Annotated in this window: 15 protein-coding genes; 6 read left to right on the plus strand and 9 right to left on the minus strand. The window is 30.7% G+C overall.

The genetic code is table 11. The features are described from left to right. Nucleotides 1-25: 25 nt before the first annotated feature. The 8 genes from CW733_RS16435 to CW733_RS07205 form a co-directional block, all read right to left on the minus strand. Complete coding sequence (locus CW733_RS16435) at nt 26-229, minus strand: hypothetical protein (RefSeq protein WP_157811556.1); 204 nt, start codon at nt 227-229, stop codon at nt 26-28. Nucleotides 230-345: 116 nt separating this feature from the next. Then, the gene (locus CW733_RS07180; RefSeq protein WP_100996553.1) at nt 346-1,062 is read right to left on the minus strand and encodes a hypothetical protein; all 717 of its coding nucleotides are present in this window, start codon (nt 1,060-1,062) and stop codon (nt 346-348) included. A gap of 116 nt (nt 1,063-1,178) precedes the next feature. Beyond that, on the minus strand, nt 1,179-1,889 hold the full coding sequence (locus tag CW733_RS07185; protein WP_100996554.1) for a hypothetical protein: 711 nt from the start codon (nt 1,887-1,889) through the stop codon (nt 1,179-1,181). 129 nt (nt 1,890-2,018) lie between these two features. After that, nucleotides 2,019-4,016 carry an NAD-dependent DNA ligase LigA gene (gene ligA / locus CW733_RS07190; RefSeq protein ID WP_100996555.1) on the minus strand — a complete coding sequence of 666 codons (1,998 nt, stop codon included), beginning with the start codon at nt 4,014-4,016 and terminating at the stop codon, nt 2,019-2,021. 4 nt (nt 4,017-4,020) lie between these two features. Then, nucleotides 4,021-5,478: a hypothetical protein gene (locus CW733_RS07195; protein ID WP_100996556.1), complete on the minus strand. Its 1,458-nt coding sequence runs from the start codon at nt 5,476-5,478 to the stop codon at nt 4,021-4,023. Between the two features lie 3 nt (nt 5,479-5,481). Beyond that, nucleotides 5,482-6,063, minus strand: a complete 582-nt coding sequence (locus tag CW733_RS16530; RefSeq protein ID WP_198520116.1) for a TIGR00730 family Rossman fold protein — start codon at nt 6,061-6,063, stop codon at nt 5,482-5,484. Next, nucleotides 6,063-6,929 (minus strand): peptide chain release factor N(5)-glutamine methyltransferase, encoded by an 867-nt coding sequence (gene prmC, locus CW733_RS16535; RefSeq protein ID WP_198520117.1) that lies wholly within the window; start codon nt 6,927-6,929, stop codon nt 6,063-6,065. Before prmC ends, CW733_RS16530 begins: the two co-directional genes overlap by 1 nt. 25 nt (nt 6,930-6,954) lie before the next feature. Continuing rightward, nucleotides 6,955-7,446, minus strand: a complete 492-nt coding sequence (locus tag CW733_RS07205; protein ID WP_100996557.1) for a GNAT family N-acetyltransferase — start codon at nt 7,444-7,446, stop codon at nt 6,955-6,957. Nucleotides 7,447-7,520: 74 nt separating this feature from the next. Between CW733_RS07205 and CW733_RS07210 the strand changes: the two genes are divergently transcribed. The 5 genes from CW733_RS07210 (at nt 7,521) to CW733_RS07230 (ending at nt 11,177) form a co-directional block, all read left to right on the plus strand. Further along, complete coding sequence (locus CW733_RS07210) at nt 7,521-7,976, plus strand: LEA type 2 family protein (RefSeq protein WP_055436497.1); 456 nt, start codon at nt 7,521-7,523, stop codon at nt 7,974-7,976. A 2-nt stretch (nt 7,977-7,978) separates the two neighbouring features. Next, the gene (ribD, locus tag CW733_RS07215; RefSeq protein ID WP_198520118.1) at nt 7,979-8,974 is read left to right on the plus strand and encodes a bifunctional diaminohydroxyphosphoribosylaminopyrimidine deaminase/5-amino-6-(5-phosphoribosylamino)uracil reductase RibD; all 996 of its coding nucleotides are present in this window, start codon (nt 7,979-7,981) and stop codon (nt 8,972-8,974) included. A 105-nt stretch (nt 8,975-9,079) separates the two neighbouring features. After that, nucleotides 9,080-9,691, plus strand: coding sequence for an HAD family phosphatase (locus tag CW733_RS07220; RefSeq protein WP_100996559.1), 612 nt, complete (start codon nt 9,080-9,082; stop codon nt 9,689-9,691). After that, nucleotides 9,688-10,551, plus strand: a complete 864-nt coding sequence (locus CW733_RS07225) for an EamA family transporter (RefSeq protein ID WP_100996560.1) — start codon at nt 9,688-9,690, stop codon at nt 10,549-10,551. The genes CW733_RS07220 and CW733_RS07225 overlap by 4 nt, the downstream gene beginning before the upstream one ends. Then, nucleotides 10,551-11,177, plus strand: coding sequence for a YigZ family protein (locus tag CW733_RS07230; RefSeq protein WP_100996561.1), 627 nt, complete (start codon nt 10,551-10,553; stop codon nt 11,175-11,177). The genes CW733_RS07225 and CW733_RS07230 overlap by 1 nt, the downstream gene beginning before the upstream one ends. Before the next feature lie 79 nt (nt 11,178-11,256). Here the strand turns inward: CW733_RS07230 and CW733_RS07235 are convergent, their stop codons facing one another. Next, on the minus strand, nt 11,257-11,655 hold the full coding sequence (locus CW733_RS07235) for a thioesterase family protein (RefSeq protein WP_100996562.1): 399 nt from the start codon (nt 11,653-11,655) through the stop codon (nt 11,257-11,259). Nucleotides 11,656-11,844: 189 nt separating this feature from the next. Between CW733_RS07235 and dnaA the strand changes: the two genes are divergently transcribed. Then, a complete protein-coding gene (dnaA, locus tag CW733_RS07240) occupies nt 11,845-13,272 on the plus strand; it encodes a chromosomal replication initiator protein DnaA (protein WP_100996563.1) in 1,428 nt (475 codons plus the stop codon). The last annotated feature ends 4 nt before the right edge of the window (nt 13,273-13,276 follow it).

The following is a 13,276-nucleotide window of genomic DNA, read 5'->3' on the forward strand; positions in this document are numbered from 1 at the left end:
ATTGCGCATAATTATAGCCCTTGTTTTAATACAAACACTGCGTTTTAAAGTCACTACTCATCCAGATAGTGCTCCTTTTTTTTGAATAAATTGGCAAGGAACCTATTAGACGCATTACTTTTGGCATACTTGAGTTTATTGCTGGTGTACTATTACTAGTACCAAAAACTATTTGAATTGGCGTAGCTCTTACCATTTCTGTAATTGGAGGCGCACTATTTATGCACATAGCCAAATATAGTTATAGACGTAAATGGAGATGGAGGTGTTTTATTTGTTACAGCACTAATAACATTTACACTAGCTACTATTCTACTCTTTTTCTACAGAAAAGACATTCCGTTTTTAAAATAAAACTTTATAAAATGTATTAATTTTAGAAACTATATACACGTAAAGAAGATAAAAACCGACTATTAAAAGTACCGAATAGGCAACCCTTAAAATATACTCTGAAGACACAAATATATAGGCAACCTGGACCATTTCTGAAAACACAATACATGCGCTAGCTAAAAAAAGTATTAATCCCTTTTTAGTATCGTGATATAAATAGTTTATTAAAGAAAATGAAAGCACCAAGAGTATACATATATTATAGCTGCATTCTATTAAAAACTCGAAGGTATAGATGGCTATAGTACTATCTGCTAAAATCATTTGATTTAATACAAAAATTAAATAACCATTAAAAACAGTTAGTACAATAATCGGCACTTTAAACTTAGAAAAAAGCCTTTGGAAATTAATACTTTTGGAAATGTAAAGCAGTAAACTTATATAGCCTAGAATATATGCAATATTGCTAACTTTGGACAAAGCGTAAGCATCTAAGTACATTATTACTTTTACACATTCTGCAAAAGCACAAAAAATAAGAAATAGAGCAAAGAATTTACTTTTAACCTCGGATACTGTAAAATATAAATACACCAAAAATGGTAAAATAAGAGCTCTTGAAAAATCAGAGAGTGTTTCTACGTCAAACAACACGCCAACCATGAACAAACTGGCGATAACGATAAGCAAACCAGTTACTAACCGTAGCTTAGTAATTTTCATTGTAATAAATTTAGGTATTACAAATATAAAGCAAATTTACTAATAATCGTCTAAATATGCTTTTAATCGATAAAAAGACAATAAAGTTTATGCATTCGAAAAAAAAATAAAGATATCTAAGTTGAATACCCTCTTTTAGCTTCCATAAATGTATGAAAGAACAACATAAGTATTCCACATACAAATAATATTGTAGAAGCATAACTTATTTTAATATCATCTACAATATAGTAGTAACCTATTAATACTAATTCTGAAAACGCAATTAACACACAAGAAACAAACAATAAAAGATACTTATTGCGTATATTTTGAATATAATTTAAAAAAGAAAAAGACAAAACGATAATTATCATCAAACTATAAAGGAACTCAATAGCTTGAACTAATTCAATATAATTGGATTCAAAATTTATAGGATTAATTATATTAACTAAAACATAAATCATATAAAAATCCAACATAAGTAAAACAATAAACTCAAATAGATAATTTTTAAATACGCGCTTAAAACTAAAACTTTTAGTAATATATAGTATTAAAAAAAAATAAGCCACTATATAAGCTGTATTACAAACATAATAAGACCAGTTTGATACCGCATTAAAATCTAAAATATTAACAATATCTCCTATTGTATAAGTTATAAAAAAGACAGACAAAAGTGCGCATTTATTTTTACTAATAAACAAATACATTATAGTAATTAAGGGCACTACAGACAACTCTAATACAGAAGACAGAGCTTCCAAATCAAAATAATCTAAAGCAATTACAACTGTAAAAACAGCAATTGCTACTAGAATTAAAAAAAGAGATCTAGACATTAAATGTTTAAGGAATTATCAACTTTCCCAAAATAACGAATTCAAAATTTAGGAAACAAATATTTATAATGGATAAATGAAAAACATCTACGCAAATTCAATTTAAAAGTCTAAAACACAAATACAAGCCTACTTTAACAGAGCCAAGAACTCAATCTCAGAAAGCAAAGGCACATTTAACTTCTCTGCCTTTTCCTTTTTACTTGGTCCCATTTTATCTCCTGCAACCACATAATCTGTTTTAGAAGAAATAGAACTTACGTTCTTTCCACCATTGTCTTCAATTAGTTTTTTTAGTTCTGTTCTAGAAACTTGCGTAAACACACCAGAAACCACAAAAGCTTTTCCTTCTAATTTGTTTGTTTGGTTTGCTAATTTATCTGCTGAGATTTCCAATTGCACTCCACAATCTTTTAAACGCTGAATAGCGTTTACATTTTCTTCCGAAGCAAAAAAGGCAACCACACTTTGGGCTATTCTAATTCCTATTTCGTCTACTTTTTCTAAATCTTCAATTGAAGCACTTGCTAAAGCATCTATACTTTTATACTGCTTTGCTAATTTTTTAGCAACAGTTTCACCAACAAAACGGATACCTATTCCAAAAAGCACACGTTCAAATGGTATTTGTTTTGATGCCTCGATACCATTTATCAAGTTATCTGCGCTTTTTTCTGCCATACGTTCTAAAGGCATTACTTGCTCTTTGGTAAGCGTATATAAATCGGCATAATTGGTAATCAAACCTTCGGTTACTAAAAGCGCAACAGTTTCACCACCTAAACCTTCAATATCCATAGCTTTTCTAGAAATATAATGCTGAATTCTCCCAACAACCTGAGGTTTGCAGCCATTATAATTCGGACAAAAATGTTTTGCCTCACCTTCCAAACGCTCTAAAGGTGTTTGGCATTCCGGACATTCTGTAATATATTGTGTTGGCTGAGAATCTAAAGGTCTTTCAGATAAATCTACAGCTATAATTTTAGGTATAATTTCTCCTCCTTTTTCCACAAAAACAGTATCGTTAATTCTAATATCTAATTTTTCAATCTGATCTGCATTATGCAAAGAAGCTCGTTTAACTATAGTTCCTGCTAATTCTACAGGTTCTAAATTTGCAACTGGAGTAATGGCTCCTGTTCTTCCAACTTGATAAGTAATCTCTTTTAATTTTGTAGAAACCTGTTCTGCCTTAAACTTGTAAGCCATTGCCCAACGTGGCGCTTTAGAAGTATAGCCTAATTCTTCTTGCTGGTATAAATTATTCACTTTTACTACTACTCCATCTGTTTCGTAAGGTAAATCGTGTCTTGCTTTATCCCAATGGTTTATAAACTGAAAAACTTCATCTATAGAATTACATAAACGTGCTTCATTTGGCACTTTAAATCCCATTTGTCTAGCTTTTTCTAAACCTTCAAATTGATCTTGAACACCTAAATTCTCACCTGTTAAATTATACAACAAACACTCTAAAGGTCTTTTTGCAACCTCTGCACTGTCTTGCAACTTTAAACTTCCCGACGCTGTATTTCTTGGATTTTTATAAGGCTCTTCGTCATTAGCAACGCGCTCTTCATTCATTTTAATAAAACCATCAAAAGGCAAAACAATTTCGCCACGAATATCAAATTTTGCAGGATAATCGCCTTTTAATTGTAAAGGCACAGATTTAATAGTTTTAATATTTGCCGTAACCTCATCACCCTGAAAACCATCTCCACGAGTTACTGCTCGTAATAAATTACCGTTTTCGTAGGTTAAACTTATTGAGGCACCATCGTATTTTAATTCGCAAGTATAACTAACATCGCCATCAATCATTTTTTTAACCCTAGTTTCCCAGTCTTGTAAATCTTCCAAAGAATAAGAGTTATCTAAAGAATACATTCTATGATTATGAACAATGGTATTAAAATTCTTGGTCACTTCTCCTCCAACACGTAAAGTTGGTGAATGCGCATCATAAAACTCTGGATGTGCTTCTTCTAAAGCTTGAAGTTCTTTTAATTTTATATCGAAATCGTAATCGCTAATGGTTGCGTTATCGAGAATGTAATAATTATGATTGTGTTCTCTTAACTCAACACGAAGTGCTTCAATTTTAGTTTTAATATTATCCACTACTCTATTCTTTTAATTTAATTTTTAAATATTGAGGATTTTTAATGGCACTGCCATTCCAAATATTCTGATTTACAATCTCTATTGCAAATTCTGTATTCGAAATCCACTTCACTTCATTTTGATGGGTTTTTAACCAATGCACAAAATAAAAAGCATTTTCTAAAACGATGCTCTTATCTTGATTTATTTTATAAATTTCAATAAAAAACTGTTCTTCATAAACATCGAATGTAAAAGAAACAATCTTTTTCTTATCTAATGAAACATAAGGATAATCTGCAAACGAATAGGTCTCCTTGCCTGTACTTCTGTCTACAAAACTAAAAAAAGCATCTTCTGCCTTTGGGTACACATGATGCATTAAATATTGATTTAAAAAATCGATATCTCCATAATAACCATGTGTAGCATTACTGTAACCTACTTTACTTTTATATACAATTACACTGTCTTTAATAGGAAGTGTAATGTCTTGAGTTTTATCTTCGTTATCTTTTATTAATACTGCTGGGTTAATAGTTGAAAACTCATTTTTAATAGATTTTAGGGCATTAAAACTAGCTTTAGAAATCACTTCAAAATCTAAATACTCTGTTAGACATTCTATATCTGCTTCTTTTATATTATACCTGGTAGCTTCAGAAAGTTTAGAACCAACACAAATTTGATCTTCATAAATAATAACATCTTCTAAATTTCCTAAAAAACCTTCAAACACATACCGTTTTAAAGTTGTACCTCCATCTCTCCATTGTACAATTGCCCAACGTCCTTTTATTATTTTTCCTTCATCTTCAACCTCAATAACTTCATCTGTATAACCTATAATATTAACTAAATCTCCATTATTATATTTACCATCTACAGTTCCGTTTTCTTGCCTAATATTCAATCCATTTCTTGATATTACATATTTATTTGCAATTGGTTTTTCGAAACGCACTGTATTATAATAGTCTCTAATAAATCCATAGTAAGCACCATCTGTATAAACATTAGAATAGATTGAAAAATAATCGTTAAACACTAAAAATGCAGAGTAATGAATTGGATCTCGACTCACTCTTGCTTTAGGCGATAATCTATCGATATAAATGGTGTCATTAGGTTTTACAATACCAATAATACGCTTACTAGTAGTTGTTATTTTATAAGTTGATTGTAACGAATCTACTACTTTGGAAGAATACACTCCAAAATCTGAATCCACCTCATTAATACCTTCTTCTTCTTTTAATATTTCGAATTCTTTGTCAGATGGTCTTGTAAAAATAATATACTTTCCAGTAACAAATATGGTGTCTTTAGGTATAGACGAAAAATCGTGAGTTTTTTCAGGAATTGTGTTCTCTGTTTTTGCTTTCACAGGAACTTCAACATGTTGCAATTGCTCTTCTTTCTGTTTTTTACAACTCAGAAAAAAGAAAACGAATACGAGAACAAAACCAAACTTTTGCATAACCTATAGTTTAGAAACATCTAACCATTTTGGCGCTGGCAATGGCACATAATTATTCATTTTCTTTAACAAACCACCAATAGTATTATCCACAACAACAGCATCTAAATTTTCTTGTTTTAAAAACCCTTTTTCTACCATTGTTTTAAATTGAGAAATTAACGCACTGTAATAACCACTAGTATTTAAAATACCAATAGGTTTGGTATGCAACCCTAACTGTCCCCAAGTTGATATTTCGAAAAACTCGTCCATTGTACCAAAACCTCCAGGAATAACTATAAAACCATCGCTTTTCTCGTATAACTTCACTTTACGATTGTGCATATTACTGGTTACAATTAATTCTGTTAAGCCTTCACTTACAATTTCTTTTGTCTTTAAAAAATCAGGAATAATCCCAACAACCTTTCCGTTGTTTTCAAGTGCTCCATTAGCAACCGTTCCCATAATACCAATTTTGGCGGCACCATAAACTAAAGTAATGTTTTGTTGCGCTAATGTTTTACCTAAAGCATAAGCTTCAGAAATAATTGTATCATCATTTCCCATGCTTGCGCCACAAAATACTGCTATGCTTTTCATTATTTATCTGCTTTTATCATTCGGTCTTTACCAAATAAATCTTTAATTATTTCTACGTTTTTAAACCCGAAAGTCTCAACTAGAATTTTCGTTTCTGGTCCTAAATACTCGTTAATTTCGAAGAATAGTTGTCCGTTTTCTTTCAATTTCCCAACAGCAAATTCAGTAATTGCCTTATAAAATAATAACGGATTATCATCTTCTACAAACAAAGCCAAATGTGGTTCGTTATTTAATACGTTGTTTTGTATTTCTGCTTTTTCAAGATTACGTACATATGGCGGATTAGATACAATAACATTAAAAGTGGATTCCGCATCAAGTGCGGAATGACAAATATTTAAAATATCTGCTTCAATAAACTCAACTTCTACTTTATTTAAAACAGCGTTTTCTTTTGCTTTTTTTATCGCTTTCGCGGAAACATCCATTGCATAAACCTGTGCATTACCAATGTTTTTAGCTAACGAAATCGCAATACAACCACTTCCTGTACCAATATCTAATATTGAAGGTTGAGATTCTTCACTTTGTTTTGAATGACAATCGATAATTAATTGTACTAATTCTTCCGTTTCTGGTCTTGGAATTAGTGTGTTCTCATCCACTTTAAATGGTAAACCATAAAATTCTGTTTCGCCTAAAATGTATTGAATGGGTTTTTCATTCTTTAAAGCTTCTAAAGCATCAAAAATAGGTTGTTGCTCTTCTTTTGTAATAGACAGATCTCTATCTAATGCCAATGCAAAACGTGTAATATTATAAAAAGCATCTGTACACAAAAAGAAGAAACTAGTCACTTCTTCTTTACCGTAGATTGCATCTAAGGTTTCATGAAATATATTTTCTAAGTCTTTTACTAACACAATCTCTGTTTATTCTTTTCTTAATTTATAAATCTTTAATCATCCAAATACCACAGTTAAAATGTCCTGTTTCTCCCAAAGGTGCATTTAAATGCTTAAAACCATTAGTTTCGTATATATGAATAGCTTCTTTTAACTCTGGAATTGTTTCTAAATAACATTGCTTAAAACCTAAAGCCTTCGCTTTTTCTAAACATTTTAAAAACATCTTTTTACCATAACCTTTGCCACGAACTTTCGACGAAAAATACATTTTCTGAATTTCGCAAACATCGTCCTCCATTCCATTTAAAGGTTTTAAACCTCCTCCACCTTCTACAACACCATCTACAGTAACCACATAATATGCTTCTCTTGTTTTACTATAAGATTCAAACATTTTAGGTGTTTCGCTATCTGCGTATGCTGTACCAACTAATGGCAGCTTATACTCAATAAAAACGGCACGTATAACACTTTCAATCTGAGCATTATCTTCCGCTTTAATTTCTCTTATTACAATATTATTATTACTCACGATATTATAGTATTTTTACCCAGTATTTAAAGGTTGAAGATACAGTAATACCAAACAAATTAAAAAATTTCAAGATGAAGAAACTCATAATCTTATTAACAATTACAGTTTGTTTTTTAAGTTGCTCGATTAAAGAAAAACCAGAATTTTTACGTGTAGAAAATATTGAAGTTGCAGATTCTAATTCAGAATTTATAATACTAACTGCTGATGCTTTTTTTAACAATCCAAATAGCGTTGGCGGAAAATTAGAAACTGAAGGCATTACAATTACTGTAAACGATATTGAAGTTGCAACTGTCTCTTCTAAGGAGTTCGATGTGCCTTCTAAAAAGGAATTTTCTATTCCATTATCGGCAAATATTCCAACTAACAAATTATTAAACCTTAATAATCTGAGTAGTGTTTTAAGTAGTATGCTTAATAAATCTATGAAAGTGCAATATAAAGGTGTGATTAAATATAAAGTATTTGGTTTTTCGCATAAATACGATGTGGATGAAATTGAAGATGTAAAGATTAAACTATAATATTGACTACTCACGAAATATACATGCAACGCGCAATACAAATTGCAAATAACGGATTAGGCACAACACGCCCAAACCCAATGGTTGGCGCTGTAATTGTACATAACAATAAAATTATTGGAGAAGGGTTTACTAGCAAATATGGTGGTAATCATGCCGAAGTTAATGCTATTAAATCCGTTACAGATAAATTGCTTTTAGCAAAAAGCACTATTTACGTTACACTTGAACCTTGCTCTCATTATGGAAAAACACCTCCTTGTAGCGATTTAATATTACACCACAAAATACCAAACGTCGTTATTGGCTGCGTAGATGATAATCCTGAAGTTGCTGGAAAAGGCATAAAAAAACTAATGGAAGCTGGTTGCAATGTTACAATTGGTGTTTTAGAAAAAGAATGCAAGGCACACCACAAACGTTTTTTTACCTTTCACAATAAAAAACGTCCTTATATTATATTAAAATGGGCAGAAACTAGCGATGGTTTTATTGCTCCTACTTCTAGAGACGAACAAAAACCAGTTTGGATAACAAACCAATTATCGAGACAATTAGTCCATAAATGGCGAGCAGAAGAACAAGCTATTTTGGTTGGTGCAAATACTGTTTTGCAAGACAATCCTAGTTTAACCGTTCGAGATTGGACTGGTAACAATCCTATTCGTGTGGTTTTAGATAAAAATGAAAAACTACAAAAGCATCTTTCGGTATTTAATTATGAAGCCGAAACTATTCTATTAAAAGAAAATACTGCTAAAAGTATTTGCGATACGTTATTTACAAACAGTATCAATTCTATTATAATTGAAGGAGGCGCAAAAACACTTCAGCTTTTTATAGATGAAGGTCTTTGGGATGAAGCTAGAATATTTAAAGGCAAAATTGATTTTAATGATGGCGTGAAAGCGCCGAAATTTTCAGAAACATTAATTACTAAAGAAAAAATATTAGAAGACACATTAAGAATTTACAAAAACAGCTATCAGTTCGAGTGATTCTGATTTTTTTTGATCAGAATTTTATCGAGAACCTCTTAAAGACTTCTAGATTCATTTTTTCCATGCTTCAAAAAAATTACTCAAAGCGACTTAAAACTAATTATGATAAAAACAATAATATTCGATTTCGGAGACGTATTTATAAATCTTGATAAAGAAGGTGCAATGGCAAATGCTTTAGAATTATTTGAAATGGAAGAACTTTCTGAAGATTTAATAGCAATAAACGCACTTTACGAGCAAGGTCTATTGTCTACAGATGAATTTATAGATTTCTATCGTGAAAACTTCCCAAAATTATCGAAACAAGAAATTATTGAGGCTTGGAATTTTATAATTTGCGATTTCCCACCAAAAAGATTAGCGTTTATAGAGCAATTAGCAAAAGACAAAAAATACAATCTTATTTTATTAAGTAACACAAACGATCTACATATAGAATGTATAAAAAAACACATTCCTTTTTATGATGATTTTAAAGCTGCTTTCAACAAATTTTATTTGTCTCATGAAATTATGCTAAGAAAACCAAATGCAGATATTTTTGAATTTGTATTAAAAGAAAACAAACTAAAACCTGAAGATTGCCTTTTTATAGACGACACTTTAGAAAATACAGAAACCGCAGCAAAACTTGGAATTAACGTTTGGAATAACGATCCAAAAACAGAAGATATCGTAGACTTATTCACCATTAAAAGAAATATTTTTTGATTTATCTATTACTTAGCATCCTCGCTTCTACTCTTATATTTGTAATTTTCACACTATTTGGAAAATACAAAATTAACACACTTCAAGCTATTGTTATTAATTATTTTACTGCTTTTATTACTGGCATCGTAAGCTCTACAGAGACATTAAGCGTTAACGAAGTTATTAATAAAGACTGGTTTTACGGAGCCCTTTTTCTAGGCTTCCTTTTTATCACTATTTTTAACGTCATGGCATTAACAGCACAACGCAACGGATTATCGGTTGCTTCTGTTGCAAGTAAAATGAGTGTTGTAATTCCAATACTTTTTGGACTGTATGCTTATAATGAAAGCTTAAGTATTTTAAAAACCATAGGCATATTATTAGCCCTTTTTGCTGTCTATTTAACGTCTGTAAAAGCTAAAACAGGCAAAGTGAGTCTTAAGAATTTATGGCTTCCAATTTTACTTTTCTTTGGCTCGGGAACTATTGATACTTCAATAAAATATATTGAAACCACTTATGTTTCGGAAAATGGTATTCCAATATTTTCGGCAACCATTTTTGCTATTGCTGGCATAATTGGTATCGTTATTATTTCCGCGGAAGCGATAAAAGGGAAATTAAAATTAGATTTGAGAAGTGTTTTTGGAGGTATTATTTTAGGTATCGTAAATTACTACTCAATATATATGCTGCTAAAAGCATTACAAGTCGATAGTTTTGAAAGTTCAAACATTTTCACAATAAACAATGTCGCAATAGTTATGCTTTCTACATTAATAGGATTGGCATTTTTTAAAGAAAAACTAAGCATTAAAAATTGGTCAGGTATAGCAATCGCGATACTCTCGATAGTATTAGTAACTTTGGCATAATGGAAGAAAGCATAAACGACACTTATAAAACAATTATAAAACCTTCGGAAGAGGTACTTTTTAAGGATAAAAACTCCAAGTTTTATAGTTATGCTTTTCCTATAATAAACGAAGATAATGTGAAAGATTATCTTGAAGATTTAAAAAAACAACATCAAAAAGCAGGACATTTTTGTTATGCATACCAGATTGGCAAAGAAGAAAGCTCTATAACCTATCGCGCAAACGACGATGGAGAACCTAATAATAGTGCAGGAATGCCAATTTATGGTCAAATACAATCGTTTGAAGTTACCAATATATTAATAGTTGTTGTTCGTTATTTTGGAGGCGTAAAGTTAGGTGTTGGTGGTTTAATTAGTGCCTACAAAACAGGAGCGCAATTGGCTTTAGAAGCTTCTAAAATAAAAGAGCTAACCATTAATATTGACTTTCTAATAAAATTCGAATACGAATTAATGAATAAAGTGATGCGCGTTATTAAAGAAAAGAATTTAAACATTACCAATCAGAAATTAGAATTGGATTGCGAGATTACTATTTCGGTTAGAAAAAAAGAGGCATACACAATATTAGAAATATTCGAGTCTATATATAAAGTTTCAATAAAAGAGATTGAATCTTAAAATTTCAATAAAAAGCTTAAAATTTTTACTTTCTCAACTTATTTATTTTTATAAAATTCTAATTTTTATAATTCGGAATTTATTTTTTTAGAGCTTTTAAAAAATATTCCGGCGGTCTTGTTGGTTTATTTGTCTTTAAATCTACAAAAACTAAAACCACATTTGCAGTTGATAGAATTTGTCCTAAATCATTCAGTATCTCGAAGTCAAACTCAACCTTAACTGAAGGCTCATTTTTAAGTATTGTTATAACGGTAATTACGTCATCATATTTAATAGATTTCTTATATTTTACACTTAATGACACCACAGGAAGACCAACTCCTGTTTCTTCCATTTTCCTATAAGAAATACCCAATTTCCTCAACCACTCAATACGAGCTATCTCTAGATATAATGCATAATTTCCATGATGAACTACGCCCATTTGATCAGTCTCAGCATAACGTACTCTTATATCAATTTTATCTTTCTTCATATATAATTTGTGAATTATTTCCTGTAGTTTCGTTTGAGTTGTCAGTATGAGGAAAAAAAACTAATAATTCAATAGCAAATCATTTTTTTTTTAAGTTTTTTGTTCACATATTTGCCATGCACAATACAGATAGCTAATGTCCCTATATTTTGTCTGTAAATAACTAACAAAAAACACAAAAATTTAACAATGAGTATAACTGCGCAATCGGTATGGAATAACTGTCTTAATTTTATAAAGGACAATATTCAACCTCAAGCATATAAAACTTGGTTCGAACCGATCATGGCAGTGAAGCTTACAGATAATGCTTTAAGCATTCAAGTGCCTAGTAAATTCTTTTACGAATGGCTTGAAGAGCATTATGTTAAAATTTTAAAAGTTGCACTCACAAAAGAATTAGGAGAAACTGCTAAACTGGTTTACATTATTAAAATGGAAAACACTTATGGTAATAAACAACCTTTTACAGAAAGAATTCCAAGTTCTAATCGCTCTGCTGTTAAATCTCAAGATGTAGATGTTCCTTTAAAAAATAGGGATAGAGAATTACGTAATCCATTTGTTATACCTGGAATTCGTAATGTAAAAATAGAATCTCAACTTAATCCAAACTATAATTTCGATAACTTTTTAGAAGGTGATTCTAACCGTTTAGCACGTAGTGCTGGCTTAGCTGTTTCAGCAAAGCCAGGTGGCACTTCTTTTAATCCATTATTAATATTTGGTGGTGTTGGACTAGGAAAAACACATTTAGCACACGCTATTGGTGTTGACATAAAAGATAAATATCCTGAAAAAACAGTTTTATATATTTCTGCTGAAAAATTTACACAACAATATATAGACTCTGTTAAGAAGAACAATAGAAACGATTTTATCCATTTCTACCAATTAATAGATGTTTTAGTTATTGATGATGTACAATTCTTATCTGGAAAGTCTGGAACACAAGATGTATTCTTCCATATCTTCAATCATTTACACCAAAATGGGAAGCAAGTTATTTTAACAAGTGACAAAGCTCCTGTAGATATGCAAGATATAGAGCAACGTTTACTTTCCCGTTTTAAATGGGGATTAAGTGCGGAGCTACAAACACCAGATTTTGAAACTCGTGTTTCTATACTAAAAAACAAATTATATCGTGATGGTGTAGAAATGCCTGATGATATTATAGAATATGTTGCTAAGCATATTAAATCGAACATTCGTGAGCTGGAAGGTGCAATTATATCTTTAATAGCACAATCGTCTTTTAATAAAAAAGAAATAAACATAGAACTAGCGAAGCAAGTTGTTGAAAAGTTTGTAAAAAACACAAAACGAGAGGTTTCTATAGACTACATACAAAAAGTGGTATCAGATTATTTCCAAATGGATGTAGATACACTTCAATCTAAAACTAGAAAACGTCACATTGTACAAGCAAGACAATTAGCCATGTTTTTTGCTAAAAAACTGACGAAAGCTTCTTTAGCCAGTATTGGTTCTCAAATTGGAAAACGTGATCATGCAACTGTTTTGCATGCTTGTAAAACGGTTGATAATTTATCTTCTACAGATAAGCAGTTTAGAAAGTATGTTGAAGATTTGACAAAAAAGCTGTCTGTCTAAAAAA

The sequence above is a fragment of the Lacinutrix sp. Bg11-31 genome (assembly GCF_002831665.1).
Taxonomy (GTDB): domain Bacteria; phylum Bacteroidota; class Bacteroidia; order Flavobacteriales; family Flavobacteriaceae; genus Lacinutrix.